The 26,088-nt window shown below is 68.7% G+C and carries 22 protein-coding genes; 16 read left to right on the top strand and 6 right to left on the bottom strand.

Going from position 1 to position 26,088, the window contains the following annotated elements:
* The first annotated feature begins 9 nt into the window (after positions 1-9).
* The 3 genes from phaC (at position 10) to phbB (ending at position 3,971) form a co-directional block, all read left to right on the top strand.
* The gene (phaC, locus tag AC07PR_RS21795) at positions 10-1,803 is read left to right on the top strand and encodes a class I poly(R)-hydroxyalkanoic acid synthase (protein WP_483105454.1); all 1,794 of its coding nucleotides are present in this window, start codon (positions 10-12) and stop codon (positions 1,801-1,803) included.
* A gap of 112 nt (positions 1,804-1,915) precedes the next feature.
* Entirely contained in the window at positions 1,916-3,103 is a 1,188-nt protein-coding gene (locus AC07PR_RS21790; RefSeq protein ID WP_495136529.1) for an acetyl-CoA C-acetyltransferase, read from the top strand.
* Positions 3,104-3,233: 130 nt separating this feature from the next.
* Positions 3,234-3,971 (top strand): acetoacetyl-CoA reductase, encoded by a 738-nt coding sequence (gene phbB / locus AC07PR_RS21785; RefSeq protein ID WP_377156759.1) that lies wholly within the window; start codon positions 3,234-3,236, stop codon positions 3,969-3,971.
* 82 nt (positions 3,972-4,053) lie between these two features.
* Here the strand turns inward: phbB and AC07PR_RS21780 are convergent, their stop codons facing one another.
* Positions 4,054-4,860, bottom strand: coding sequence for an IclR family transcriptional regulator domain-containing protein (locus AC07PR_RS21780; RefSeq protein ID WP_377156757.1), 807 nt, complete (start codon positions 4,858-4,860; stop codon positions 4,054-4,056).
* An 83-nt stretch (positions 4,861-4,943) separates the two neighbouring features.
* Between AC07PR_RS21780 and AC07PR_RS21775 the strand changes: the two genes are divergently transcribed.
* The 10 genes from AC07PR_RS21775 to ntrC all read left to right on the top strand — a co-directional run bounded on the left by AC07PR_RS21775 (position 4,944) and on the right by ntrC (position 16,132).
* Complete coding sequence (locus AC07PR_RS21775; RefSeq protein ID WP_377162067.1) at positions 4,944-5,756, top strand: TIGR00266 family protein; 813 nt, start codon at positions 4,944-4,946, stop codon at positions 5,754-5,756.
* A 293-nt stretch (positions 5,757-6,049) separates the two neighbouring features.
* Entirely contained in the window at positions 6,050-7,078 is a 1,029-nt protein-coding gene (locus AC07PR_RS21770; RefSeq protein ID WP_483105455.1) for a YncE family protein, read from the top strand.
* A gap of 98 nt (positions 7,079-7,176) precedes the next feature.
* Positions 7,177-8,049, top strand: coding sequence for a polysaccharide deacetylase family protein (locus AC07PR_RS21765; RefSeq protein ID WP_495136557.1), 873 nt, complete (start codon positions 7,177-7,179; stop codon positions 8,047-8,049).
* A gap of 71 nt (positions 8,050-8,120) precedes the next feature.
* Positions 8,121-9,173 carry a sterol desaturase family protein gene (locus AC07PR_RS21760; protein WP_377156753.1) on the top strand — a complete coding sequence of 351 codons (1,053 nt, stop codon included), beginning with the start codon at positions 8,121-8,123 and terminating at the stop codon, positions 9,171-9,173.
* Positions 9,173-10,150: an EI24 domain-containing protein gene (locus AC07PR_RS21755; protein WP_483105456.1), complete on the top strand. Its 978-nt coding sequence runs from the start codon at positions 9,173-9,175 to the stop codon at positions 10,148-10,150. Before AC07PR_RS21760 ends, AC07PR_RS21755 begins: the two co-directional genes overlap by 1 nt.
* Before the next feature lie 54 nt (positions 10,151-10,204).
* A complete protein-coding gene (locus tag AC07PR_RS21750) occupies positions 10,205-10,999 on the top strand; it encodes a competence/damage-inducible protein A (protein WP_495136528.1) in 795 nt (264 codons plus the stop codon).
* Between the two features lie 243 nt (positions 11,000-11,242).
* Positions 11,243-12,661, top strand: coding sequence for a type I glutamate--ammonia ligase (gene glnA / locus AC07PR_RS21745; protein ID WP_377156747.1), 1,419 nt, complete (start codon positions 11,243-11,245; stop codon positions 12,659-12,661).
* 219 nt (positions 12,662-12,880) lie between these two features.
* Positions 12,881-13,420, top strand: coding sequence for a hypothetical protein (locus tag AC07PR_RS21740; RefSeq protein ID WP_377156744.1), 540 nt, complete (start codon positions 12,881-12,883; stop codon positions 13,418-13,420).
* A gap of 63 nt (positions 13,421-13,483) precedes the next feature.
* A complete protein-coding gene (gene glnL / locus AC07PR_RS21735) occupies positions 13,484-14,593 on the top strand; it encodes a nitrogen regulation protein NR(II) (protein WP_377156742.1) in 1,110 nt (369 codons plus the stop codon).
* 42 nt (positions 14,594-14,635) lie between these two features.
* Positions 14,636-16,132, top strand: a complete 1,497-nt coding sequence (gene ntrC, locus AC07PR_RS21730; protein ID WP_377156740.1) for a nitrogen regulation protein NR(I) — start codon at positions 14,636-14,638, stop codon at positions 16,130-16,132.
* Between the two features lie 96 nt (positions 16,133-16,228).
* Here ntrC and AC07PR_RS21725 read toward each other — a convergent pair whose 3' ends face one another.
* Together AC07PR_RS21725 and AC07PR_RS21720 are read right to left on the bottom strand one after the other, a co-directional pair.
* Positions 16,229-18,160, bottom strand: coding sequence for an NPCBM/NEW2 domain-containing protein (locus AC07PR_RS21725; RefSeq protein ID WP_495136527.1), 1,932 nt, complete (start codon positions 18,158-18,160; stop codon positions 16,229-16,231).
* A gap of 107 nt (positions 18,161-18,267) precedes the next feature.
* Complete coding sequence (locus AC07PR_RS21720) at positions 18,268-19,269, bottom strand: MBL fold metallo-hydrolase (protein ID WP_495136526.1); 1,002 nt, start codon at positions 19,267-19,269, stop codon at positions 18,268-18,270.
* Between the two features lie 121 nt (positions 19,270-19,390).
* Here AC07PR_RS21720 and def point away from each other — a divergent pair, with 121 nt between their 5' ends.
* Positions 19,391-19,927, top strand: a complete 537-nt coding sequence (def, locus tag AC07PR_RS21715; protein WP_377156738.1) for a peptide deformylase — start codon at positions 19,391-19,393, stop codon at positions 19,925-19,927.
* A gap of 253 nt (positions 19,928-20,180) precedes the next feature.
* Positions 20,181-22,295: a DUF6600 domain-containing protein gene (locus AC07PR_RS21710; protein WP_495136525.1), complete on the top strand. Its 2,115-nt coding sequence runs from the start codon at positions 20,181-20,183 to the stop codon at positions 22,293-22,295.
* Positions 22,296-22,375: 80 nt separating this feature from the next.
* On the opposite strand, the gene AC07PR_RS21705 is transcribed toward AC07PR_RS21710, so the two are convergent.
* From AC07PR_RS21705 to AC07PR_RS21695, 3 genes are read right to left on the bottom strand one after another with little or no spacing between them, the layout of a single operon-like run.
* Positions 22,376-23,293, bottom strand: a complete 918-nt coding sequence (locus AC07PR_RS21705) for an NAD(P)-dependent oxidoreductase (protein ID WP_495136524.1) — start codon at positions 23,291-23,293, stop codon at positions 22,376-22,378.
* Positions 23,290-24,060 (bottom strand): RraA family protein, encoded by a 771-nt coding sequence (locus AC07PR_RS21700; RefSeq protein WP_495136523.1) that lies wholly within the window; start codon positions 24,058-24,060, stop codon positions 23,290-23,292. Before AC07PR_RS21700 ends, AC07PR_RS21705 begins: the two co-directional genes overlap by 4 nt.
* 11 nt (positions 24,061-24,071) lie before the next feature.
* Complete coding sequence (locus AC07PR_RS21695; protein WP_495136522.1) at positions 24,072-25,073, bottom strand: Bug family tripartite tricarboxylate transporter substrate binding protein; 1,002 nt, start codon at positions 25,071-25,073, stop codon at positions 24,072-24,074.
* A gap of 136 nt (positions 25,074-25,209) precedes the next feature.
* On the opposite strand from AC07PR_RS21695, the gene AC07PR_RS21690 reads away from it, so the two are divergent.
* Complete coding sequence (locus AC07PR_RS21690) at positions 25,210-26,082, top strand: LysR family transcriptional regulator (RefSeq protein WP_495136521.1); 873 nt, start codon at positions 25,210-25,212, stop codon at positions 26,080-26,082.
* Positions 26,083-26,088 lie beyond the last annotated feature (6 nt).

Genomic DNA, 26,088 nt, shown 5'->3' with positions numbered 1-26,088 from the left:
AGGAGACACATGAGCGCGAACAACGCCGCAGCCGGGTTCCCCGGCGCATCGGTCCACGGTTTCGAACACTGGGCCCAGCAGGCCCAACAGACGGCCAGCAGTCTGTCGCATGGCTTCGGCGATGCCTTCAAGCAATTGCAGGCCATGCAGATCCCCGCCGACGCCTGGTCGCGGCTGCAGTCCGAGTACGTCCGCGAGGCCGGCGAGCTGTGGAACGCCGCGCTCGGTGATTCCCAGGCGGCGGTGCAGGCCGCCGCGCACGGCGCGACCGCCGCCTCGACGGCGTCCGCCACGGTCTCCGGTGCGACCGCTGCGCTGAAGGACCGCCGCTTTGCCGACGCGTCCTGGAACGACAACCGTCTGGCCCACTTCACCGCGCAGCTCTACCTGCTCAACGCGAAGACGCTGCAGCGGATGGCCGACCAGGTGCAGGCCGACGACAAGACCCGGGCGCGCGTCCGCTTCGCGGTGCAGCAGTTCGTCGACGCGGCCTCGCCGAGCAACTACCTCGCGCTCAATCCCGAAGCCCAGCAGCGCGCGCTGAACACGCAGGGCGAAAGCCTGTCGCGCGGGCTGCAGCTGCTGATGGCCGACTTGCGGCGCGGGCACGTGTCGCAGACCGACGAATCCGCCTTCGAGGTCGGCCGCAACGTCGCGACGACCGAAGGGAACGTCGTCTTCGAGAACGAATTCTTCCAACTGCTCGAGTACAAGCCGCTCACCGCGAAGGTGCATGCGCGGCCGCTGCTGATGGTGCCGCCCTGCATCAACAAGTACTACATCCTCGACCTGCAGCCGGAGAACTCGCTGATCCGCTACGCGGTGGCGCAGGGGCACCGCACCTTCGTGGTGAGCTGGCGCAATCCCGATGCGGACTGCGTGCACTGGACCTGGGACGACTACATCGGCCGCGCCGCGATCAAGGCCATCGAGGTCACGCGCGAGATCGCCGGCACCGACACGATCAACACGCTGGGCTTCTGCGTCGGCGGCACGATCCTGGCGACCGCGCTGGCCGTGCTGGCCGCGCGCGGCGAGCAGCCCGCCGAAAGCGTCACCCTGCTGACCACGCTGATCGACTTCAGCAGCAACGGCGTGCTGGACCTGTTCATCGACGAGCAGGCCGTGCAGTTGCGCGAGATGACGCTCGGCGACCAGGCGGTGAGCGGTCCGGGCCTGCTCAAGGGCCAGGAGCTCGCGACGACCTTCAGCTTCCTGCGCCCCAACGACCTCGTCTGGAACTACGTCGTCGGCAATTACCTGAAGGGTGATGCGCCGCCGGCCTTCGACCTGCTGTACTGGAACGGCGACGCGACCAACCTGCCGGGACCGATGTACTGCTGGTACCTGCGCCACACCTATCTGCAGAACGACCTGCGCGTGCCTGGTCAACTGACGGTCTGCGGCGAGAAGATCGACCTCGGCGCGATCCAGGCGCCGGTCTACATCTACGGCTCGCGCGAGGACCACATCGTCCCGTGGGACGCCGCCTACCGCAGCACGCAGGTGTTCAAGGGCAAGAAGCGTTTCGTGCTCGGCGCGTCCGGGCACATCGCCGGCGTCATCAATCCGCCGGAGAAGAAGAAGCGCAGCCACTGGCTGGGGAAAGGCGCGGCGCTGCCCGCCGATCACCAGCAATGGCTGCAGGGCGCCACCGAGCATCCCGGCAGCTGGTGGACCGACTGGTCGCAGTGGCTGGCCGGCCACGCGGGTCCGCAGAAGGCGGCACCGCGCAAGCCGGGCGGTCACGGCCACGAGGCCATCGAGCCGGCGCCAGGCCGCTATGTGAAGCAGCGCGCGTGAAACCCACTCCCGCGCAGTGAGAACCCATCCGGTTCAAAGTTGATTCCGCCAGTTCATCCAGCAGTCACCCGCTGACGCCCGCCGTCCAGCAGTTTCGAAAAAGGAGACCGTCATGAGTTCACCCCAAGACATCGTCATCGTCGCCGCGACGCGCACGCCGATCGGCAAATTCGGAGGGACGCTGTCGAAGACCCCCGCCAGCGAGCTGGGCGCGATCGTCATCCAGGAGCTGCTGCGCAGAAGCGGCCTGCAGCCCGACCAGATCAACGAGGTCATCCTCGGCCAGGTGCTGACGGCCGGCGTCGGGCAGAACCCGGCGCGCCAGGCCGTCATCAAGGCGGGCCTGCCGGTGACGGTGCCGGCGCTGACGATCAACAAGGTCTGCGGCTCCGGCCTGAAGGCCGTGATGCTGGCCGCGCAGGCGATCCGCGACGGCGATTCGGACATCATCATCGCCGGCGGCCAGGAGAGCATGAGCCTGGCGCCGCACGTGCTGCCGGGCTCGCGCGAAGGCCAGCGCATGGGCGACTGGAAGCTGGTCGACACGATGATCACCGACGGCCTGTGGGACGTGTACAACCAGTACCACATGGGCATCACCGCCGAGAACGTGGCCAAGGAGTACCACGTCAGCCGCGCGCAGCAGGATGAGCTGGCGCTGGCCAGCCAGCAGAAGGCCGCCGCGGCGCAGGACGCGGGCCGCTTCACCGCCGAGATCGTGCCGGTCACGACCCCGCAGAAGAAGGGCGATCCGGTGGTGTTCTCGGCCGACGAGTTCATCAACCGCAAGTCCAACGCCGAAGCGCTGGCCGGCCTGAAGCCCGCCTTCGACAAGGCGGGTTCGGTGACGGCCGGCAATGCGTCGGGCCTGAACGACGGCGCCGCGGGCCTGGTGCTGATGACCGACGCCAAGGCCAAGTCGCTGGGGCTGACGCCGCTGGCGCGCCTGGCCTCGTACGCGAGCGCCGGCGTCGATCCCAAGACCATGGGCATGGGCCCGGTGCCGGCGTCGAGGAAGGCGCTCCAGCGCGCCGGCTGGCAGCCCAAGGACCTGGACCTGCTCGAGATCAACGAGGCCTTCGCCGCGCAGGCCTGCGCGGTGCATCAGGAGATGGGCTGGGACGTCAGCAAGGTCAACGTCAACGGCGGCGCGATCGCGCTGGGCCATCCGATCGGCGCGTCCGGCGCCCGCATCCTGGTCACGCTGCTGCACGAGATGATCAAGCGCGATGCGAAGAAGGGCATCGCCAGCCTGTGCATCGGCGGCGGCATGGGCGTCGCCCTGTGCGTCGAGCGCTGAAGCGATCGGCGATTTCCCGGCTTCTTTCCCGCTTCGTTCCGGAGTGGTTTTTTCGCGTCTTTCCCGTACCGATATTCCAGGCACCCCGACCGCGGACGCGGCGCACCGGGGGGTCATACAGGAGGCAAGCATGAGTCAGAAAGTTGCATACGTCACCGGCGGCATGGGCGGCATCGGCACCGCCATCTGCCAGCGCCTCCACAAGGAAGGCTTCAAGGTCATCGCCGGTTGCGGTCCGAGCCGCGATCACGCCAAGTGGCTGTCCGAGCAGACGGCGCTGGGCTACACGTTCTATGCCTCGGTCGGCAACGTGGCGGACTGGGACTCGACCGTCGCCGCCTTCGATCGCACGATCGCGGAGCACGGACCGATCGAGGTGCTGGTCAACAACGCCGGCGTGACCAAGGACCGCATGTTCCTCAAGATGACCCGCGACGAGTGGGACACCGTCATCGACACCAACCTCAACAGCATGTTCAACGTCACCAAGCAGGTGGTGCCGGGCATGGTCGACAAGGGCTGGGGGCGCATCATCAACATCTCGTCGGTCAACGGCGAGAAGGGCCAGGTCGGTCAGACCAACTACTCGGCGGCGAAGGCCGGCATGCACGGCTTCACGATGGCGCTGGCGCAGGAGCTGGCGGCCAAGGGCGTGACGGTGAACACCGTCAGCCCGGGCTACATCGGCACCGACATGGTGAAGGCGGTGAGGCCCGACGTGCTCGAGAAGATCGTGGCGGGCATCCCGGTGAAGCGCCTGGGCGAACCCGAGGAGATCGCCTCGATCGTCGGCTGGCTCGCCGGCGAGACGTCCGGCTTCACCACCGGCGCGGACTTCAGCTGCAACGGTGGGCTGCACATGGGCTGAGCGCCAGGCGCCGGTTCCAATGAAGAAGGGCTGCCTCGGCAGCCCTTCGTCGTTGCTGGACGCAAGACTGCGCCCTTCGGCCTCAGTCCTTCTTCATCAGCACCAGCAGCTGCGACAGGTTCTGCGCCGCCGCCTGGAGCTTGGGCAGGCTCTGTTCCAGCAGCAGCTGCGGCGGCGTGCGCGAGGCATGCGTGCTGACATTCATCGCCGCCACGACCCGGCCGTCACGGCCGGTGATGGGCACGGCGACGCTCAGCACGCCATCCTCGAGTTCCTGGTCCACCAGGCACCAGTGCTGACGCCGCGCCTGCTCGATCGCGGCGCGCAGCTCCTCGTGCGAGCGCACGGTGTTGCTCGCGCGTCGCGCCAGCTGCACCTGCGCCACGCGGGTCTCGCGTTCCTCGACCGTCAGCGAGGCCAGCAGCACGCGACCCGTGGCCGTCGCCCACGCCGGCAGACGGCTGCCGATGCCCATCGGGTCGGACAGGATCTTGCGCAGCGGCGCGCGCAGCACGAAGACCACGTCGTCGCCGTCGAGCACCGCGATGGAGACGGACTCCCGCAGGTCGTTGGCCAGCTGGATGGCCACCGGCTCGGCGAAGCGCCACAGCGGTTGCGAGGACAGGTAGGCGAAGCCGAGGTCGAGGATCTTCGGCGTCAGCTCGAACAGCCGCCCCTCCGATCTCACGTAGCCCAGCGTCTGCAGCGTCAGCAGGATGCGACGCGCGCCGGCGCGCGTCAGTCCGCAGCGCTTGGCGACTTCCGTCAGCGTCTGCCGGGCGTGGTGGGTATCGAAGGTCCGGATCACCGACAGGCCGCGTGCGAAGGATTGCACGTAGCTGTCGCCGGGCTTCAGGGGGGTGTTGGGTGCGCTTTCGTCAGGAGACATGGGCGTCATGACCGCAGTATAGGAAGGCCGCGAGACGTTAATATCGCGCCCGTTTCCGGGTGAAAAGACAGAAGGTGAAGACCATGGCCATGGATGTAGTCGACTACGAAATCAAGGGTGCCGAGATGCAGTTCGTCGAGGTCGAACTCGACCCCGGCGAAGCAGCGATCGGTGAAGCCGGCAGCATGATGTTCATGGATGCCGGTATCGGCATGGACACGGTGTTCGGCGACGGGTCCGCCAACCAGGGCGGTTTCTTCGGGAAGTTGCTGGGCGCCGGCAAGCGGCTGGTGACCGGTGAATCGCTGTTCACCACGGTCTACACGAACCAGAGTCATGGGAAGTTGCGGGTCGCTTTCGCGGCGCCGTATCCCGGCAAGATCCTGCCGATGGATCTCGGCAAGCTCGGGGGCACGCTCATCTGCCAGAAGGATGCGTTCCTGTGTGCGGCCCGCGGCGTGTCGCTGGGGATCGCACTCCAGCAGCGCCTGTCGACTGGCTTCTTCGGTGGCGAAGGGTTCATCATGCAGAAGCTCGATGGTGATGGGCTGGCCTTCGTGCATGCAGGGGGTACCGTGGTTCGACGTACGCTCCAGCCGGGTCAGACGCTGCTGGTGGATACCGGCTGCGTCGTCGCCTACACGCCCAGCGTGAGTTTTGAGATCCAGTACGTAGGCAAGATCAAGACCGCCCTGTTCGGCGGCGAAGGTCTGTTCCTGGCGAAGCTGACCGGCCCCGGCGAGATCTGGCTGCAGAGCCTGCCGTTCTCGCGCCTGGCCTCGCGTGTCTTCGCCGCAGCCCCGCAACGCGGGGGCTCGCGGGAAGAGGGCGGCCTGTTGACCGGCATCGCCGGCGGCGGATTGCTGGGTGGCCTGCTGGGCGGCGACGACGAATAAGCCGTCGGGCGAAGTTCGCCATGCGCAGACTTGCCGCAACGCTGGCGGCAAGTCTGGCGCAACCGGATGCAACGGCGGGCCCAGACGATCGCTCCGTGCCTGGCGCGCTGGCGGCGTGAAGACGGCGCCTCGAATCGCTCAAGATCAGCTCACGCCCCGGACCTGTCTGGCGCCCAAGCCCGCATCAGCAGGGGCTGCGCGGTCCTGTTCCGGCCGGGACCTAGGGTGAACCCGCCTACACTTGAGGGCTGCGTGGCGCTGGGCGCGCCGGGCATCTCCTGTTGAGGATCTCCATGCTGTCTTCCCTCGTGCGGCCCGTGCGGGCCGCCCTGGCCGTCACCGCCCTGGTCGTTACCGCCTTGGGCGCGCTGACCGCGGCCCCGGCCGCCTTCGCGTCCGTCGGCAGTCCCATCTTCGTGCTGAACTCGCTGGACGCCGACATCAGCGTCATCGACCCGAAGGACTTCCGCGAGCTCAAGCGCATCCCGACCGGCAAGGAACCCCATCACCTCTACCTGACGCCCGATCGCAAGACGATGGTCGTGGCGAACGCGCTGGGCGATTCCCTGACCTTCCTCGATCCGGTGACGGCCGAAGTGCAGCGCACCGTGCGGGGCATTCCCGATCCGTACCACCTGCGCTTCTCGCCCGACATGAAGTGGCTGGTGCTGGCCGGCAATCGCCTGGACCACGTCGACATCTACAAGTGGCAGCCGCAGAACGCGGCCCAGCCGCTGGCGCTGTTCAAGCGTTTCTCCGCGCCGAAGACGCCGAGCCACCTGTCCATCGACAGCAAGAGCAGCGTCGTCTACGCGAGCCTGCAGGACAGCAGCGAACTGCTGTCCATCGACCTGAACACGATGGCCGCGCGCTGGAAGATCCCCGTCGGCAAGCTGCCCGCCGACCTCTACCTGACGCCCGACGACAAGTACCTGCTGGTCGCGCTGACCGGCGAGCGCAGCGTCGAGGTCTACGACGTCAGCGCAGCGCAACCCAAGCTGGTCAAGCGCATCGAGACCGGCGACGGCGCGCATTCGTTCCGCGCGCTCGGCGACAGGAAGCATGTGCTGGTGAGCAACCGCGCGGCCAACACGATCAGCAAGATCGCGCTGGCGGACTTCACGGTCGTCGACACCTTCAAGGCGCCCGGTGGCCCGGACGACATGGAGATCCTGACCGACGGCCGCACGCTGATGTTCACGTCGCGCTGGGCCCGCAAGCTGACGGTGATGGACCTGCAGACCAAGCAGATCCTGCAGCAGGTCAAGGTCGGCAAGTCGCCGCACGGCGTGTGGACGCTCGACCAGATGCCGCGCCAGTGAGCGCGTCCCCACCCAGGCCACTGCCCGTGAAGACTTCGTTCGTCCTGCGCCAGGCGCGCCGTCATGCGCTGCGTCAGGTGTCGCGTCATGGCGCGGTGCTGCTGCTCGGCCTGACTGCGGTCGTGCAGGCGCAGCCGCAGTCCGCGTCGGCACCGGCCGCCGCGCCCTGCGACAAACCCGTCTACCTGACCTTCGACACCGGTCACATGGGGGTCGCGCCCTTGATCGTCGACACGCTCAAGCGCTTCGACGCGAAGGCGACGTTCTTCCTGGCGCAGGAGCCGACGATGGACGGCGGCCAGACGCTCGACGACAAGTGGGCGCCCTGGTGGAAGCAACTGGCGGAGCAGGGCCACGACTTCGGCTCGCACACCTGGTTCCACGACACCTGGTCGGCGGATCTGCCCGACGGGAAGTTCCGCTTCAAGCGCGCGGCGGGCGAGCAGGTGCCGCAGAACGTCGTGCTGACCTCGGCGGAGTACTGCGAGGAGCTCAAGCGCCCCGCGCGGCGCTTCCTCGAGATGACGGGGCGGCCGATGTCGATGATCTTCCGCGCGCCGGCCGGGCGCACCTCGCCGGCGCTGCTCGCGGCGGCGCAGGCCTGCGGCTTCCGGCATGTGGGCTGGAGCGCGTCGGGTTTCCTCGGCGACGAACTGCCGAGCGACAAGTTTCCCAACCAGGCGCTGCTCGATCAGGCGCTGCGACGTGTGAAGCCCGGCGACATCCTGATGGCGCACCTGGGCATCTGGTCGCGGCAGGACCCCTGGGCGCCGACGGTGCTGGAGCCGCTGCTGCAAGGGTTGAAAGCCCGGGGCATGTGCTTCGCGCCGTTGCGCGATCATCCGGAGTACGTCGCGTGGATGCGCAGGCCGCAGGAGGCGGTCGCCCTGAAGGCGACGTCGACCGCGGGCAACGCGGCGTCCGGCGGTGGCGCCGGGGCGCCGGGCCCGAAGGACGCGCTCAGGCGCTGAGGCGTCGGCGTGTGGACGTGCTTCCAGACTGAAGCGGCGATGCATCGATTTTCAGGAGGGCCGACAGCGTGATGGACTGGTTCACCGATCTGTTCGGACAGGTGCAGCAGGCGCTGTTCGAAAGCGTCATTCAACCGATCGTCTTCAACCTGGGTTACGGCAACCTGCTCGAGGACGCGTTCGACGCGACCGGCTGGCTGCTCGTCGGCCTGATCCAGATCATCGTCATGCTGGCGGTGATCGGCGCCTTGCAGCGCTGGCGTCCGGCCGAGGCCGTCACCGACCGCCACGCGATCCGCATCGACATCCTCTACACGCTGATCCAGCGGCTGGGCCTGTTCCGGCTGGTGATGTTCTTCTCGCTGGAACCACTGTTCGACAGCGCCGTCGGCGAGATGCGCATGCACGGCATCCCGACCTTCCAGCTCGACGCGCTGTGGCCCGGCGTCACCGACGTGGCGTGGGTCAGCTTCGTGGTCTACCTCGTCGCCTTCGACCTGCTGATGTACTGGCTGCATCGCGCGCAGCATTCGTGGAACTGGTGGTGGGCGCTGCATTCGCTGCACCACAGCCAGCGCCAGATGACGATGTGGAGCGACAGCCGCAACCATCTGCTCGACGACCTGATCATCGACAGCGCCGTCGCGGTGACGGCGCGGCTGATCGGCGTCGGTCCCGGACAGTTCGTCGCGCTGGTGGCGATCTCGCAGCTGCTGGAGAACCTGCAGCACGCGAACCTGCGACTGACCTTCGGCCTGATCGGCGAGCGGCTGCTGGTGAGCCCGCGCTTCCACCGCTTGCATCATTCGATCGGCATCGGCCATGAGGGCTTCGGCCGCGGCACCTTGGGCGGCCACAACTTCGCGGTGATGTTCCCGATCTGGGACGTGCTGTTCCGCACCGCCAACTTCGAGGACCGCTGGGATCCGACCGGCGTGCGCGACCAGTTGCCGGAGGAGGGCGGTCGCGACTACGGGCGCGGCTTCTGGGCGCAGCAGTGGCTGGGGCTCAAGCGGATGGTCGGGCGTGACAAGATCGCGGACGCGCCCGGGAACGGATCGACCCCGTCCGGCGGCGCGCCCATGGACATCGCCGGCCGCGCGCCGGCCGGAGGGAACGACTGATGATCAAGCCGATGAGCCGCCTGGCGGACTCGTTCTGGCGCGCCGCCGCGTACTGCCTGCATCCGCGGGTGATCGGCCTGTCGCTGCTGCCGTTGATCGTGTCGGCGGCGCTGGCGTTCGGACTCGGCTACTTCTTCTGGGAAGCGGCGGTCGCCGGCGTGCGCGCCACGATGGAGTCGTGGAGTCTCATCGACGGGATGCTGAAGTGGCTGGACAGCCTCGGCGCCGCGTCCTTCCGCACCGTGCTCGCGCCCATCATCGTGCTGGCGATGGCCGTGCCGGCGCTGGTCGTGCTGAGCCTGCTGCTGGTGGCGCTGCTGATGACGCCGTCGATGGTGGACCTGGTCGCGCAGCGGCGCTTCGCCAGCCTGGAGCGCAAGCACGGCGCGGGTTTCGTCGCGAGCCTGAGCTGGTCGCTCGGCCACACGGTGCTGTGCGTCGTGCTGCTGGTCGCGTCGCTGCCGTTCTGGCTGATCCCGCCGCTGGCGCTGATCCTGCCGCCGCTGATCTGGGGCTGGCTGGGCTACCGCGTCTTCACCTTCGACGTGCTCGCCGAACACGCGTCCGGCCCCGAGCGCCGCCGCCTGATCACCGAGCACCGGATGCCGCTGCTGGTGCTCGGACTGGCCACCGGCTACCTCGGTGCGGCGCCCGCCGCGATCTGGGCGATGGGCGCGCTGACGATCGCCTTCGCGCCGGTGCTGATCCTGGTCTCGGTGTGGCTGTACACGCTGGTTTTCGCGTTCAGCTCGCTGTGGTTCTCGCATTACGCGCTGGCCGCGCTGCAGGAGATGCGACGCGCCGACACCGTCGCCGATCGCGCGCCGGATCCGGTGATGGACGCGCTGCCGGCGAACTACGAGGCGGCACCGCCGCGTGTCCTTGACCAGGTCGACCAGGTCGAGAATGTCGACGACAGGCAAGACCCGGCCCCCGGTCCGACGCCCCGCATCGAGAACAAGCCGTCGCCGCTCTGATCCCGATCCAGGCCCGCGCCGACCTCCGCTCCCACGCTTTCGCAGGAACCCCGCATGAACATCGGCCTCTTCATCATCGGCGACGAGATCCTCTCCGGAAAGCGCCAGGACAAGCACCTGTCCAAGGTGATCGAGCTGCTGGGCGCGCGCGGCCTGTCGCTCGCCTGGGCGAAGTACCTCGGCGACGACCGCGAGCACCTGATCCGCGAGTACCGCGCCGCCTTCGCCAGCGGCGACCTGTTCTTCAGCTGCGGCGGTATCGGCGCGACGCCGGACGACCACACGCGGCAGGCCGCGGCCGCGGCGCTGGGTCGACCGCTCGAGCTGCATCCCGAAGCCGCGGACCTGATCTGGCAACGCGTCCAGCAGATGGCTGCGGAGCAGGGCACGACGCCCGAGCGTGACCATCCGGACACGCGGCGCCGCATGGAGATGGGCGTGTTCCCCCAAGGGGCCGCCATCATCCCGAACCCGTACAACAAGATCCCCGGTTTCTCGGTCGGTCGCGCCTATTTCGTCCCCGGCTTCCCGGTGATGGCGCATCCGATGATCGAGTGGGTTCTGGACCACCTGCACGCGGACCTGCATCGCGAGGTCGGCACGCGGGAGCGCTCGCTGATCGTGCAAGGCGCGATGGAAGCCAGCCTGACGCCGCTGATGGAACGCGTCGAGTCCGACTTCCCCGGCATCAAGGTCTTCTCGCTGCCCAGCGTCGACCACCCGCAATGGGGCCGGCACATCGAACTGGGGGTCAAGGGCGACCCGGCCGCCATGGACGCCGCCTACGCTGCCCTGCGGGCGGGCGTGGTTCAGTTTGGTGCCGCCATCAGCACTGAATTGGTGCGATGATGCACCGCTTCGGGCAGGTCGCCCGGACGATGCCGGGCGTGGTCGGGCAGCGGTTCTCTCTGGTTGCCTGACACCGCCCCCGTGTGGCGCGTTGGGCATCAAGGGCTTGCGTGCCATGCACCGCTCTGGCGCCTGACTGTCACCTTGCCGCCATCTGTTGGCATGCAAACTGCTAAATCGTCCGCGCTGGGCCGATGCCCCACGACTCTTTCTTTCTCATCCAGCCCCCTCTAGGAGTGATTGATGGCCACCAAGACCGTCGCCGACGTGATGAACCTGGTCAAGGAGCATGAAGTCAAGTTCGTTGACTTCCGCTTCACCGACACGCGCGGCAAGGAGCAGCACGTGACCGTGCCCGTCTCCCATTTCGACGAAGACAAGTTCACGTCGGGCCATGCCTTCGACGGCTCCTCGATCGCCGGCTGGAAGGGCATCGAAGCGTCCGACATGCTGCTGATCCCGGATCCGAACACGGCCAACATCGACCCGTTCTTCGAAGAACCGACCCTGATCCTGAGCTGCGACGTCATCGATCCGACCGACGGCAAGGCCTATGAGCGCGATCCGCGTTCGCTGGCCCGTCGTGCCGAGGCCTACCTGAAGTCGTCCGGCCTGGGCGACACCGCCTACTTCGGTCCGGAACCCGAGTTCTTCATCTTCGACAGCGTGCGCTGGAACGTCGACATGTCCGGCTCCTTCGTCAAGATCGAGGCGGAAGAGGCGGCCTGGAACACCGGCAAGGACTACGAGCACGGCAACAGCGGCTACCGTCCGACCGTCAAGGGCGGCTACTTCCCGGTGCCCCCGGTCGACAGCGGCCAGGACATGCGCTCGGAGATGTGCCTGATCCTGGAACAGATGGGCATCCCCGTCGAAGTCCACCACCACGAGGTCGCGAACGCGGGCCAGATGGAGATCGGCACCAAGTTCAGCTCGCTGGTCCAGCGCGCCGACTGGCTGCAGCTGCAGAAGTACATCATCCAGAACGTCGCGCACGCCTACGGCAAGACTGCCACGTTCATGCCGAAGCCCATCGTCGGCGACAACGGCTCGGGCATGCACGTCCACCAGTCGGTGTGGAAGGACGGCAAGAACCTGTTCGCCGGTGACGGCTACGCCGGCCTGAGCGACTTCGCGCTGTACTACATCGGCGGCATCATCAAGCACGCCCGCGCGCTGAACGCCATCACCAACCCCGGCACGAACTCGTACAAGCGCCTGGTGCCCGGCTTCGAAGCCCCGGTGAAGCTGGCCTACTCGGCCAAGAACCGTTCGGCCTCGATCCGCATCCCGTACGTGGCGAACCCCAAGGGCCGCCGCATCGAGGCACGTTTCCCGGATCCCTCGGCCAACCCGTACCTGGCCTTCGCGGCCCTGCTGATGGCCGGTCTGGACGGCGTCGAGAACAAGATCCATCCGGGCGAAGCCGCCACCAAGGACCTGTACCACCTGCCGCCGGAAGAAGACGCGAAGATCCCGACCGTCTGCCACTCGCTGGACCAGGCGCTGGAGTACCTGGACAAGGACCGCGCATTCCTGACCAAGGGCGGCGTGTTCACCGACAGCTTCATCGATGCCTACATCGAGCTGAAGATGCAGGAAGTCCAGCGCTTCCGCATGACCACCCACCCGGTCGAGTTCGACATGTACTACTCGCTGTGATCGTCCGCGCGGAGGGCGCCATGACCGCTTCGGCACGGCCCGCTCCGCACGTTCGTGACCACGCAGAGGGACGGCTCCGGCCGTCCCTTTCTCTTTGGCACGCCGTGCCGGACCTTGCCCGTGCGTACACCTGGCAACAGCGCGTGAACGCACGCCCTCGCCTGACAGTGACTGATTGCGTCACAATGCCCGACGACTCTGGTCAGTTAGAAGCAGGGAATGCAGATGACGCTGCAGCACAAGCGGGTGGGACGTTCGTGGTTGGTGATGATGCTGACCGCCATGGTGGGCATGGCGGCCGGGCAGGCATCGGCGCAGGGCGTGGTGTATCGCTGCCCCGGCCCTCCCGTGCTGTACACCGACGCGATGTCCGCGAAGGAAGCCGCCGACAAGGGCTGCCGCAGCATCGAGGGCACGCCGATCTCCGTGATCGCGCCGAGCAAGCCGCGCGCGCCGTCGACGACGGCGCCCGCTTCGGGAGGTCAGAGTGGTGACCTCAAGGTCGATGTCAAGGACCAGCGCGTCCGCGATGATGACCGCCGCCGCATCCTCGAGCAGGAACTGCGCGACGCCGAAGGCAAGCTCGCCAAGATCCAGCAGGAATACAACAACGGCCAGCCCGAGCGCCGCGGCGACGAACGCAACTACCAGAAGTACCTGGACCGCACGACCGAGCTCAAGGCTTCGGTATCGCGCCAGGAGGCCGACGTCCAGGCCATCAAGCGCGAGCTCGCCAAGCTGCCGCCGCCCAACCTCTGATCGAGGGACGGCGGGCCAGGCCGCCGGTGTGTCGCGCGTCGATGGCGACGAGAGCGACACCGCATGAAGAAGACGCCCGCCCCAGTCCCCCACGATCCGCATCACGCGCAGTACGCCTGCTTCGACCTGCTGGCGACCCTGGTCGCCGTGGTCCGTGCCGACGGCACCTGCGAGTTCGCCAACACCGCCGTCGAGACGCTGTTCAACCTGCCGCGCCGCGCGGTGCAGGGCAGCAACCTGCTCGAATGGTTTGTCGACACCGGGCGCGTGGTCGAGGCGCTCGAGGAGGTGAGCCGCAACGCGTTCTCGAGTTCGCGCTTCGACGCCACCATCCGTCGCGGCCCGCGCACGCATGACGACCTGCTGCCGGTGCACGTGATCGTCAGCCAGACCGACGACCCGCAGCGGCTGGTGATCGAGCTCATCGAGAACGCGCAGCAGACGCGCCAGGACCGCGAGGAACGCAACCTCGACCAGGTCCACGCGACCAAGGAACTGACGCGCAACCTCGCGCACGAGATCAAGAATCCGCTGGGCGGCATCCGCGGCGCGGCGCAGCTGCTCGCGCTGGAGCTGCAGCCGACGGACCTGTGGCCGGAGCTCGAGGAATACACCGAGGTCATCATCCACGAGGCCGACCGGCTGCAGTCGCTGGTGGACCGGCTGCTGGCGCCGCACCGGCGCGCGCAGGTGGTGGGCGACGTCAACATCCACGAGGTCTGCGAGCGGGTGCGCACGCTGGTGCTGGCGCAGTACCCGCGCGGGCTGACGATGATCCGCGACTACGACATCTCGCTGCCCGACTTCCGCGGCGACCGCGAGCAACTGATCCAGGCGGTGCTCAACATCGTCCAGAACGCCGCGCAGGCGCTGCACGAGCGAATCCCGATGGGCGATGCCTTCATCGCCCTGCGCACACGCGTGGCCCGGCAGGTGACGATCGGCAAGCAGCGTTGGCGCTTGGCATTGGAATTGCATATCGAAGACAACGGCCCGGGCGTGCCCGAGGAGATCAAGGACCGCATCTTCTTTCCGCTGGTTTCAGGGAGAGAGGGCGGTTCCGGTCTCGGGCTGACGCTGGCGCAGACGATCGCCCAACAGCACCAGGGGATGATCGATTGCGACAGCCAGCCGGGTCGGACCGATTTCCGAATCACCCTGCCTTTGCCCTGAGCCGCGGCCACAAGCCGACAACGGGGGAAAGGGGAGCCATAGATGAAGTCGATCTGGATTGTTGACGACGACCATTCCATCCGTTTTGTTCTCGAGAAGGCGCTGACGCGCGAAGGGCTGCCGGTGCGCAGCTTCAGCCAGACCCGCGAGGTGCTGGCCGCGCTGGAGGAGGACACGCCGCAGGTGCTGGTGTCGGACATCCGCATGCCGGGCGGCTCGGGCCTGGAGCTGCTGAGCACGATCAAGAAGCAGCTGCCGGGGCTGCCGGTGATCATCATGACGGCGTACTCGGACCTGGACAGCGCGGTGAGCGCGTTCCAGGGCGGGGCCTTCGAATACCTGCCCAAGCCCTTCGACCTGCCGCGCGCGGTGGAGCTGATCCGGCGCGCGCAGGAAGAGAGCCAGCGCGAAGCCGTCGGCGAGGCCGAGCAGGTGCAGATGCCCGAGATGCTGGGCCAGGCACCGGCGATGCAGGACGTGTTCCGCGCGATCGGCCGGCTGAGCCAGAGCCACGTGACGGTGCTGATCACCGGCGAATCGGGTTCCGGCAAGGAACTGGTGGCGCGGGCGCTGCACAAGCACAGCCCGCGCGCGGACGGACCGTTCGTCGCGATCAACACGGCGGCGATCCCGAAGGACCTGCTGGAGTCGGAGCTGTTCGGCCATGAGCGTGGCGCGTTCACCGGCGCGCAGGCGACGCGTCGCGGCCGCTTCGAGCAGGCCGAAGGCGGCACGCTCTTCCTCGACGAGATCGGCGACATGCCGCTGGACCTGCAGACGCGATTGCTGCGTGTGCTGTCGGACGGCCAGTTCTATCGCGTCGGCGGGCACAGCCCGCAGAAGGCGAATGTGCGCGTGGTCGCGGCGACGCACCAGAACCTCGAGACGCTGGTCAAGGAAGGGCGCTTCCGCGAAGACCTGTTCCACCGCCTGAACGTGATCCGCCTGAGACTGCCGCCGCTGCGCGAGCGCCGCGAGGACGTGCCGCTGCTCACTCGCTACTTCCTGCAGCGCAGCGCGGGCGAGTTGGGCGTCGAGCCGAAGCGCTTGTCGGAGGCGGCGCTGCAGCGCCTGGTGAACTTCGACTTCCCTGGCAACGTCCGGCAGCTGGAGAACATCTGCCACTGGCTGAGCGTGATGGCGCCGAGCCTGGTGGTGGAGGCCAAGGACCTGCCGCAGGAACTGCTGGCGCAGCCCGGCGCGCATGCGTCGGCGATCTCCGCCACGATGTCGTCCGAGGTCATGCCGCTGGCGAGCGGACTGACGAGTTCGGCTGCATCCACCTCGATGCCGTTGCCGGCGGTGCCCATCCCCCCGTCGCCGGACGCGTGGGTCGCCGAGATGGCGCGCGAGGCGAGACGCCTGCTCGCGGCCGGCGAGCCCAACGTGTGGGACGTGCTGACGCGTCGCTTCGAGGCCAGCCTGATCCTGACCGCGCTGGACCTGACGCGCGGCCGTCGCATCGAGGCCGCGCAGAAGCTGGGCATCGGGCGCAACACGATCACGCGGAAGATCCAGGAGCTCAACCTCGACGCGTGAGGCAAGACGATCGCGCCGCGCGAATCGCGCGGCGCATCTTGAAGGGGACCGCGCTGCGGTCCCCTTCTTGTTTTCAGACCGGCCGGGATCGAGCGCTCATTCGACGCGCGCCGCGCCCCAGGTCGCGAGGACCGGATCCGTGTCCGTGCCGACCTGGCGCGCGATGAGTTCGAGCACCTTCACGCCGCGCAGGTCGGCGCTGAGCGCCGCAGCCGCCTGGTTGAAGCGCATCGGCCGCGACACGGCCAGCTTGCGACCGTCGCCGTAGACCTCGAACACCACGGACGCGGCCTGGCCGCGCGTGGAGTCGTCGACACCCACCATGGCCTCGAAACGCCGCGAGCCGGCGGGTACCTTCACCTCGAGGCGGGATCCGGCCAGCGCGCCGATCCCATGGCGGTACGGCACGTTCACGACCCGCAGCGTCTCGTCGTAAGGCGTCGCGTCCGCGCGCGGCGCGCCCCAGCCCGCATAGACCGGCCGGCTGCCCGAACCTTCCGTGCTGCCGCCATAAGGATCGAGCATCCGGTGGATCACCGGATCCGCCTGCAGTGCGCGGATGCCGTCGCGGGCGACGTAGACCTCCGCGGGCCGCTCCGACAGGTAGTAGCCGGCCTGCAGCGCGTGGCGACCACTGACCACCAGCAACTGCGCCTCGCGGCCCTGGAGCTCGAAGTTGCGACGACCGGTGAACGGGGTCAGGTCTTGCCGTCCCCACGCATCGCGGACCGTGATCGGCGTCGACGCCGCCATCTTGAGATGCTCGGCCGTCAGCGTGAGCGTCGTCGGCGCCTGGGTGCGGTTGAACAGCAGCACCGCCTTGCGGCCGTCGGCCAACGTCTTCACGACGATCTGGCGATCGTTGTCGGCGTAGGCGATCACACCCTGGTGACCGGCCGGATCCTGGTCGATGGCCAGCACCTCCGGCGCGCCGAGGAGGTCGACGATCGCGCCCGGCGCCTTCGAGAGATCGGTCCCGATCATCAGCGGCGCGGCCATGATCGCCCACAGGCTCAGGTGGGTGCGGGCCTGGAGGAGGTGATCGCCGTCGAAGTCGCCGTTGCCGATCTCCAGCATGTCGGGGTCGTTCCAGCGACCCGGGCCGGCGTAGAACTCGCGCGTGGCCACGCTGTCGAAGTTGTGGACCATGTGGCTCCAGGTGTCGTCGATGTCGCTGCTGGTGCGCCACATCGTCCCGTGGTCCTGGCCCCAACTGCGCACATTGGCCGTGCCCCAGAGGCAGACCGACAGCACGAAGTCCCCGTCCGGCCGGGCGCGCCGCAGCGTCTCCCGCAAACCCGCGTAGAGGCGCTTCGTGCCGGCGATGTCGGTCTGGTAGACGTTGGGATCGATGATGAGCGGCTTCACCTCGCGGTACTGACCGGACGCCACGTAGGCGCGCTCCGGGCCGTAGGACGAGAGCCCGCAGCCGTCGACCTTCACGAAATCGAAGTTCCACTCGCCGAAGAAAAGCGCGATGTCCCGGTCCATGAAGCCGGACAGGCCGACTTCGCGCTCCGCCATCGTGCCCTCGGGCAGGTTGGGACTGTCGGCGTCATACGCCTGCGAGCACGCGTTGCGGCCGATGTCCGTGTAGAGGCCCGCTTTCAGTCCCATTGCATGGAGGCGATCGGTGAAGGGCCGCAGCGACGAGCCCTTCGCCCCGCCGATGGCGGCGCTCGGGAACAGGCCGGTGCGCACCTGCAGGCGCCCGTCGCCCGTGCGCCGCTTCAACCACCAGCCGTCGTCGACGTTGACGTAGCGGTAGCCCGCGCCGGCGAGGCCGGTGTCGACCAGGCGCTGAGCCGCGTCGAGGATGCGGGCCTCCGAGATGTCGACCCGGAACGCGTTCCAGCTCGACCAACCCATGGGGGGCGTGGGCGCCTTGCCCACCGGCACATGGGACCAGCGGCCGGAGGGCGCCAGTGACGCCGTCCCGGCATGCTGCTGGGCCCCCGCGGGCAGCGTGGCCAGCAAGGCCGCTGCTGCCAGCACGGTGCGGCTCGTCTTTCCCCATCGTCGCGTCATCGTCCGTCCCAGAAGTTTGCTTGGACGGAAGTCTACGAATGCTTTCGAATAATTTCGAAGATCGTTGATACCTAGAAAATGCCTTTCGATGAAATCAAATCGAAAGATCAGCGCTGGCGGTCCAGCCAGATCCCCAGCCCCTGGGCATTGAGCTCGACGTCCATCGCCAGCAGCGCGGCCACACGCGTCGGCGGCATGCGCTCGCCGCAGTGCGCGATGGCGCGGCGCTGGTACAGCGCGAGCAGCTCGCGCTTGAGCGCGGCGTTGCGATCCGGCGCGTCCTTCAGCCGCAACGCGATCGCTTCCATCTCGTCGATCTGCGCGACCAGCAGCGCGGCGAGGCGCTCGACGTCCGCCGCATCGCGGCCGACGACGCTGTAGTGCGTCAGGTACATGCGCGACGGCCGCGTCGCCATCATCCGCGCGATCGAAGCGCGCAGCGCGTCCGGCTCGAACTGCACCGGCGTGCTGGTCGGCATGATCCACGCGCCGCGTTCGGGATCGTCGAACTCGCGATACGACAAGCCGAAGGTGTCGCCGGTGAACCAGCCGCCGCTCGTCTCGTCCCACACGCAGTGGTGGTGGCGCGCGTGCCCCGGCGTGTCGATCAGCCGCAGCGGGCGCGCGCCCACGGTGACGCGCTGCTCATCGCTGCTCGCCCGCGCGCGCGATTCCGGGACGCCCACCAGCTCGCCGTAGGAGCGGCGCATCTCCGCCTCGCCGTAGACCGCGAGCGCACCGGCCCACAGCGCGGACGGATCGACCATGTGCCGCAGTCCGCGCGGATGCACCAGCAGCGTCGCCGACGGGAGTTCCGCCATCAGCGGACCGACGCCGCCGGCGTGGTCCAGATGCACATGGGTCGGGATCACCCAGTCCACGGCGTCGCGCGGCACGCCGAGCGCTTCCAGCGCGCCGAGCAGCCGCGGCAGCGCCAGCCGCGTGCCCGTGTCGATGAAGGCCGCGCGTCCACCGTCCACGATCAGGAAAGCCGCGTCGAAGTGGTCGCGCTGGAAGGCCGTGTCGATGGCGAAGACGCCGGGACCCAGTGGTTCCAGGTAGGCCGGCAGTGATGCCGGGGCTGAGGGCAGGGCGGTGGTGGCGCTCACGGGCAGTCTCCGGATCGGGTTCTTAGAATGGTCCCCAGATTACGTGATGGCGCCCCTGGCCGCCGTCGCCTGCATGACCCGCCACGCTTCCCCCCGGAAGCCACCGCACAAGGAAACCGCCATGGCTGTTCGAGACATCCTGAAGATGGGCGACCCGCGCCTGCTGCGCCACGCCAAGCCGGTGGAGGACTTCGACACGCCGGAGCTGAAGCAGCTGCTCGAGGACATGTTCGACACGATGAAGGCCGCCAACGGCGCCGGCCTGGCCGCGCCGCAGATCGGCGTGGACCTGCAGGTCGTCGTCTTCGGTTTCCAACGCAACGAGCGTTATCCGGAGGCGCCGCCGGTGCCGATGACGGTGCTGATCAACCCGACCATCGAGCCGCTGTCCGACGAGATGGAAGAGGGCTGGGAAGGCTGCCTGTCGGTGCCGGGGCTGCGCGGCGTCGTGCCTCGGCTGAGCCGCATCCGGTACCGGGGCTTCGACGCCTTCGGCAGCCTGATCGACCGCGAGGCCGAGGGCTTCCACGCCCGCGTTGTCCAGCACGAATGCGATCACCTGGTCGGAACGCTGTATCCGATGCGCATCAAGGACTTCAGCCGCTTCGGTTTCACCGAGATCCTGTTCCCGGGCCTGGACCCGAACACCGACGATTGACCCGGCGCAGTGCCGGGCGCGCCGGGTGCCGGAGCACGGTCAGAACCTGTTGCGAGCGTCTGGTGGCGCATGCTCGGACCGGATGGGCATATCGGATGGACATACGCCGTCCGCTTGACCTCCGCGCAACAGGGCGTCAAGTTGTAAGCAGGCGTGCACCAGGACGTCGCCAAAGCGTTAAGAAACGATCGCGGAGCTCCGCGTCCCGCATTCCTCCGGACACCGGTGGAGGCTCAAGGCCATGACAGACTCGATGACCCGTTCGCTGAATCGTTCACCAGATCGTCTGCCGGAGCGCTCGTCGTTCCGACGGACGACCACCGGGCTGGCGCGTGCGCGGGGTCGCGGGGCACTGTCACGCTGGTGGATGGCGACCTCGCTGGTGCTGGTCGCGCTGGTGGCGTTGCTGGCCCATGGCCCGGCGATGGCGGACGCCCCGTCGCGCGCGGGGCGGCTGGCCGATCTGGCGGGTTCGGTGTGGCTGTACGACGCCGATGAACGCGAATGGGTGCAGATGCACCGCAACCAGAGCATCGGCGAAGGCGATCGGCTGCGTTCCGACGACGGCAGCGGCGCGACGATCACGATCGGCACGTCCACGCTCTGGATCGACCAGCGCAGCGAGATCGAGTTCAACGCGCTCGCCGACAACCGCATCGCGGTGCAGATCGTGAAGGGCGCGGTCGGTCTGCGGGTGCGGGGCCAGGAGTCGGCCGACGAATGGACGGTGCGCACGCTGGAAGGTCGCTTCGGCTTCGAGCGCGAGGGCCTGTACCGCGTGACGCAGCTGGATCGCGGCAGCGAGGCGCAGGCCTGGCAGGGCAAGCTGCGCTTCGACTCGCGCGCGACCGACGCGCAGCCGGTCTGGCTGGGAACGAATGAACAGGCCGAATTCTGGTGGGACAACGGCCCGCGCACCGAGCGCCAGCCGCTGCAGCAGGACGGCTTCGCGCGCCTGATGCTGGAGGACAGCCGCGACGCGGTCCAGCCGCTGGTGGGCAGCGGCACGAGCGTGCCCTACGTGTCGCCGGAGATGACCGGCGCTGAAGATCTGGCGCGCTACGGCGCCTGGGAACAGAGCTCGGATTACGGTGCCGTGTGGGTGCCGCAGGTGGTCGTCGCCGACTGGGCGCCGTACCGCTACGGCCGCTGGATGTGGAGCGCGCGCTGGGGCTACACCTGGGTGGACGACATGCCCTGGGGCTTCGCCCCGTTCCATTACGGCCGCTGGGCCTACTGGCGCGACCGCTGGTGCTGGGTGCCGGGACCGTATGTGCGTCGTCCCGCGTATGCGCCGGCGCTGGTCGGCGGGGTGGGGCCGGGGATCTCGATCGGCGTTGTCGTGGGGGGAGGCCGGCGTCCGCCGCCGCCGCGCTACGGCAGCTGGGTGCCGCTGGCGCCGCGCGAGGCCTGGACCCCGGGCTTCCGCCACAGCCAGGCCTACTGGCGCCGCGTGAATCCGGATGCGAATCCGGCCACCGTCGTGCGGCCGGGCCAGCGTCCGCCGGCCTATCGGAACGAGCGCGACCACGGCGCGCTCTACACGCAGCGCCCTGTGTCGGCGCCGCTGCCGGCGACTGCGCTGCAGCCGCAGCGCGCGTGGCCGCCGCGTCCGATCGGGCAGGCCGATGGTCGTCCGGATGGCCGCCCTGATGGCCGCCCCGATGGCCGCAATGACGGGCGCAACGACGGACGTGCATTCGTGGACCGCAATCACGACGGCCGGCCGGATGGCCCCAACGACGGTCGCAATGGCGGACGGAATGACGGTCGCAACGATGGCCGGAACGAAAGCCGTCCCTTCATGGACCGGAACGGCGACGGTCGCCCGGACGCGCCGAATGATGCAAGACCCGGCGAGAGCCGCCCCGTCCGCGGCGTGATCCGCCCCGAGCCCGACATCGCCACGGTGCGGCCGCAGCTGCCGCAGGCGCAGCAGACGCCGCCCGCGCAGACGGTGGTGCCGCAGCGTGGTCCCGACGTGCAACGTCCGTCGGAGCGCCGCGATGGCGATCGCGATCGGAGCGACTGGCGCCATCGTGGCCCCGATCGTGTCGAGCAGCCGCGTGTGGAGCACCCACGGTTCGAGCAGCCTCGTGTTGAACAACCGCGCTTCGAGCAGCCCCGTGCGGAGCAGCCTCGTTTCGAGCGTCCGCAGCAACCTCGGTTCGAGCAACCGCGCGTGGAGCAGCCACGTGTGGAGCAGCCTCGCGTCGAAGCGCCGCGCCCGATGCCGCCGCAGCCTCAGCCGCGCGTCGAGGCGCCGCGTCCCGCCCCGCGGGCCGAGCCGCCGCGGGCCGCGGAACCTCCGCGCGCGGTGGATCCGCCGCGCCGCAACGACGGTCCTGGCCGTCAGATGGAACGCTGAACGGAAGACTGAGGGGCGCGAGCCCCTCAGTGCTTTTTGAGCCCTGCTCCGATGGGGTGGCCCATCAGGCCATCAGCCTGTCAGCTCGCGAGCGCGGCAAGCACGTTGCGCGCCGCGGCCATGCCCATCTTCACGTAGGCGTCGGCGGTGACGCCGCCGATGTGCGGACTGAGCAGGATGCGCGGTTCGTGAATGAACGGATGGTCCACCGGCATCGGCTCGATCGCGAAGCTGTCGAGGCCGGCACCGGCCACCTGTCCGCTGCGGACGGCCTCGAGCAACGCGGCCTCGTCGATCAAGCCGCCGCGCGCCGTGTTGACCAGGATCACGCCACGTCTGCACGCCGCGAGCGTGCCCGCGTCGAGCAGCCCCGCGTTGTCCGCCGTCAGCGGACAGTGCAACGAGATCACGTCGGCCTCGCGCCAGAGCTGATCCAGCGCGACGCGCTCGATGAACGGGGGCAGTTCCTTCGCGAACGGATCGGATCCGATCACGCGCATGCCCATCGCGTCGGCCATCCGCGCGAAGCGTTGCCCGATCGCGCCGAGGCCGACGAGACCCACCGTGCGCCCCTCCAGCTCGATGCTCTTGTGCGTCGCCTTGTCCCAGTGCCCGTCGCGCATGCGCGCGTCCAGCGCCACGACCGATTTCGCACAGGCCAGCAACAGCGCCATCGCCTGCTCGGCCACGGCCGCCGCATTGGCGCCGACCGCGGCCACCACGTGGATGCCGCGCGCGGCGGCGGCCGCCTTGTCGATCGTGTCCGTGCCACTGCCGTGCTTGGAGATCACCTTCAAGGCCGGCGCCGCTTCGATCGCCGCCGCTCCGACCTTGCTGTAGCGCACGATGATCGCCGTCGGATTGCGTGCGCGGCAGAGGTCGACGATGTCGTCCTCGCTGGGCGTCCTGCCGGCGTAGGTCACCTCGAAGTCCGACAGCAGCGCGAGCGCCTGCGGCGCCAGGTCCGCGCCGGTCACCAGCAGGACGGGACGGCTCACAGCGTCTCTCCGTCCTTGATCACGCCCGCGGCGCGCAACGCGCCGTCGAGCCAGACCGGCCGCAACGCCACGCGATCGCGGATGCCCGCGATGCGGGCCGTCTCGGCGGCGACCTTCGCTTCGGCGAGCGGCAGCAGCGACGCGGCCCTGGCGCGCTCGACCACGGTGACGCCGTCGGCATCGCCGACGACCAGATCGCCCGGATGCACCGTCACGCCGCCGATGGAGACGGGATGGTTCAAGCGGCCGGAGACCGACTTCGTCGGCCCGTTGGGATTCAAGCCCGCGGCGAACATCGGGAAGCCGAGCGCACGGATCGCCTCGCTGTCGCGCACGGCGCCGTCGATCACGACGGCCGCGATGCCCAGCGCCACGCATTGCTGCGACATGATCTCGCCCATCAGCGCGCTCGACAGGTCGCCCTTGCCGTCGACGACGAGCACGTCGCCCGGCTGCGCCAACGCCATGGCGGCGTGGATCATGAGGTTGTCGCCCGGCCGCACCTCGACGGTGAGGGCGGTGCCCGCGAAGCGCATCGACGGGGACAGCCCCTGGATGCGCCCGTGCAACGCGCCGCGGCGTCCCGCGACGTCGGCCAGGATGGACGAGGGATAGGCGGCGGCGCGTGCCACGACCTCCGCGGGCGTGCGTTCGATGTCCCGGATCACGTCCGGCAGCGCGTCGGGCGTCGTGTTCTGGGTCGCGGTCGGCGTCACGTTCTGCCTCGCGTCTGGCAACGCGTTCGGCAATGCGGCGGCTTGACTCATGGGGCTCTCCTTCAATCGATCTTGATGCCGGCGTCCTTGACGACCTTGCCCCAGCGGGTGAGGTCCTGGCGGATGAGCTGGCTGAACTGGTCGGGGGTGCTGACGGTGACGGCGACGCCTTCGTCGCCGAGCTTCTTCACGAGCGCGGGCTGCTGCAGCGCCTTGGTGAACTCGCTGTTCAATCGCGCGACGATCTCCGGCGGCGTGCCGGCCGGTGCGAGGAAGCCGAACCAGGTCGCCGACTCCGCGCCCTTGAAGCCGGACTCGGCCAGCGTCGGCACGTTGGGCAGCTCGGGCAGCCGCTTGTCCGAGGTCACCGCGAGCGGCCGCAGCTTGCCCTGGCGGATGTGGCCGAGCAGCGACGGCGTGGTCGACATGTACAGGTCCACGTTGCCGCTGACGACGTCGGTCAGCGCCTGCCCCACGCCCTTGTACGGCACATGCTGGAGCTTCACGCCGGCGGCCTTCTGGAACAGCTCGGTGGCGAGATGCGCGACCGTGCCGTTGCCGGCCGAGGCGTAGTTCAGCGCGCCCGGCTGGGCCTTCGCGGCAGCCACGGCGTCGGCGATGGTCTTCAGCTTCGAATCGGCCGAGGTCACCAGCACCAGCGGCGCCCGCGCGACCAGGCCGATGGGCGCGAGGTCCTTCGCCGGGTCGTAGGGCATGCGGGCGTACAGCCACGGATTGATCGAGAGGTTGCTGCTCTGGCCGAGCACCAGCGTGTAGCCGTCCTTGGCCGACTTGGCGGCCGCGTCCACGCCGAGGTTGCCGCCGGCGCCGGGCTTGTTCTCGATGACGAAGACCCACTTGGTCGAGGTCGCCACCGCCTGCGTGACCTCGCGGGCGATCACGTCGGTGCCGCCGCCGGGAGGGAAGGGCACGTAGACGCGGATGGGCTTGTTCGGATAGGGCGCGGCAAGGCTGGCGGTCGTCCACAGGGCCAGCGTCAGGGCGAGTGGCATGGCCAGCGGAACGGCGAGGGCCGCCCGGCGCGAGGGCATCGATCGAATCATGGGTCTGTCTCCGTGTGCGCCCCGGTCCGCAGGCCGGGGTCTGGACGTTCTTGAAGCTGTCGAGGCCAAGTATTGGCGGACGTTCCACCCCGGTCCAATCGATTATTCTTTCGTTTTCATCAGCACGGCTTTTGCTATGGATCTGCGTGATCTGCGCTACTTCGAGACCATCGCCGAGCTCGAACACGTCGGCCAGGCGGCCGAACGCCTGCATCGCACCCAGCCGGCGCTGACCGGCGCGATCCGCCGGCTCGAGAAAGCGGCCGGCGCGCCGCTGTTCGAGCGCGCGGGGCGCGGCATCCGTCTGACGCCCGCCGGCAAGGTGATGCTGCGCTGGGCGCGTCAGCTGCGCTTCGACGCGCAGGACGCGCAGCGCGAGATGAGCGACATCGGGCGCGGCCTGTCGGGCGAAGTCCGCGTCGGTGTCGTGCCGACGGCGGCGCAGTTCCTGATGCCCAAGGCGGTGAATCGACTGTTGAAGGAGGCGCCCGAGGTCACGCTGAAGACGACGGTCGCGCTGGTCGACGCGCTGATGCCGATGCTGCGCGCGGGCGAGCTGGACCTGATCGTCGGCACCGAACGGCGCGCGGAAGCGGGCTTCGTGTCGCAGCGGCTGGTCGAGGACGCCGTCGTCGTCGCCGCCTCGGCGAAACATCCGATCTTCTCGGGGAAACCGAGCCTGAAGGCGCTCGGCGAATACCGCTGGGTGCTACAGCCGGCGGGCGCGCCGACGCGCGACTGGCTCGATCACGGCTTCGACCGGCACGGCCTGCCGCGGCCGGTGGTCCAGGTGGAGAGCAGCTCGCTGCAGATGCTGCCCGCGCTGATCGCCGAGACGGGGCTGCTCAGCTTCATCTCGCGCCGCCACCTCGAAGGGCCTGGGCGGCTTCGATCACTGCGCGAGGTCGTGCTGAAAGAGACGACGATGCGCCGCCACCTGGTGGTGACGCATCGCGCCCAGGCCTACCTGCCGCCGGCGGCGACGCGGCTCATTGCGCTGCTCGGTTGAGGCGGA

It is taken from the genome of Roseateles sp. GW821-FHT09H11, from assembly GCF_059415845.1.
Note: the sequence above shows the minus strand (reverse complement) of the source record. Positions and strands in the feature narration are given on the sequence as shown.

Excerpts from the sequence above, each read along its gene's own strand:
- phaC (WP_483105454.1), top strand. The coding sequence starts at position 10 with ATGAGCGCGAACAACGCCGCAGCCGGGTTCCCCGGCGCATCGGTCCAC.
- AC07PR_RS21790 (WP_495136529.1), top strand. The coding sequence starts at position 1,916 with ATGAGTTCACCCCAAGACATCGTCATCGTCGCCGCGACGCGCACGCCG.
- phbB (WP_377156759.1), top strand. The coding sequence starts at position 3,234 with ATGAGTCAGAAAGTTGCATACGTCACCGGCGGCATGGGCGGCATCGGC.
- AC07PR_RS21780 (WP_377156757.1), bottom strand. The coding sequence starts at position 4,860 with ATGTCTCCTGACGAAAGCGCACCCAACACCCCCCTGAAGCCCGGCGAC.
- AC07PR_RS21775 (WP_377162067.1), top strand. The coding sequence starts at position 4,944 with ATGGCCATGGATGTAGTCGACTACGAAATCAAGGGTGCCGAGATGCAG.
- AC07PR_RS21770 (WP_483105455.1), top strand. The coding sequence starts at position 6,050 with ATGCTGTCTTCCCTCGTGCGGCCCGTGCGGGCCGCCCTGGCCGTCACC.
- AC07PR_RS21760 (WP_377156753.1), top strand. The coding sequence starts at position 8,121 with ATGGACTGGTTCACCGATCTGTTCGGACAGGTGCAGCAGGCGCTGTTC.
- AC07PR_RS21755 (WP_483105456.1), top strand. The coding sequence starts at position 9,173 with ATGATCAAGCCGATGAGCCGCCTGGCGGACTCGTTCTGGCGCGCCGCC.
- AC07PR_RS21750 (WP_495136528.1), top strand. The coding sequence starts at position 10,205 with ATGAACATCGGCCTCTTCATCATCGGCGACGAGATCCTCTCCGGAAAG.
- glnA (WP_377156747.1), top strand. The coding sequence starts at position 11,243 with ATGGCCACCAAGACCGTCGCCGACGTGATGAACCTGGTCAAGGAGCAT.
- AC07PR_RS21740 (WP_377156744.1), top strand. The coding sequence starts at position 12,881 with ATGCAGATGACGCTGCAGCACAAGCGGGTGGGACGTTCGTGGTTGGTG.
- glnL (WP_377156742.1), top strand. The coding sequence starts at position 13,484 with ATGAAGAAGACGCCCGCCCCAGTCCCCCACGATCCGCATCACGCGCAG.
- ntrC (WP_377156740.1), top strand. The coding sequence starts at position 14,636 with ATGAAGTCGATCTGGATTGTTGACGACGACCATTCCATCCGTTTTGTT.
- AC07PR_RS21725 (WP_495136527.1), bottom strand. The coding sequence starts at position 18,160 with ATGACGCGACGATGGGGAAAGACGAGCCGCACCGTGCTGGCAGCAGCG.
- def (WP_377156738.1), top strand. The coding sequence starts at position 19,391 with ATGGCTGTTCGAGACATCCTGAAGATGGGCGACCCGCGCCTGCTGCGC.
- AC07PR_RS21710 (WP_495136525.1), top strand. The coding sequence starts at position 20,181 with ATGACCCGTTCGCTGAATCGTTCACCAGATCGTCTGCCGGAGCGCTCG.
- AC07PR_RS21700 (WP_495136523.1), bottom strand. The coding sequence starts at position 24,060 with ATGAGTCAAGCCGCCGCATTGCCGAACGCGTTGCCAGACGCGAGGCAG.
- AC07PR_RS21695 (WP_495136522.1), bottom strand. The coding sequence starts at position 25,073 with ATGATTCGATCGATGCCCTCGCGCCGGGCGGCCCTCGCCGTTCCGCTG.
- AC07PR_RS21690 (WP_495136521.1), top strand. The coding sequence starts at position 25,210 with ATGGATCTGCGTGATCTGCGCTACTTCGAGACCATCGCCGAGCTCGAA.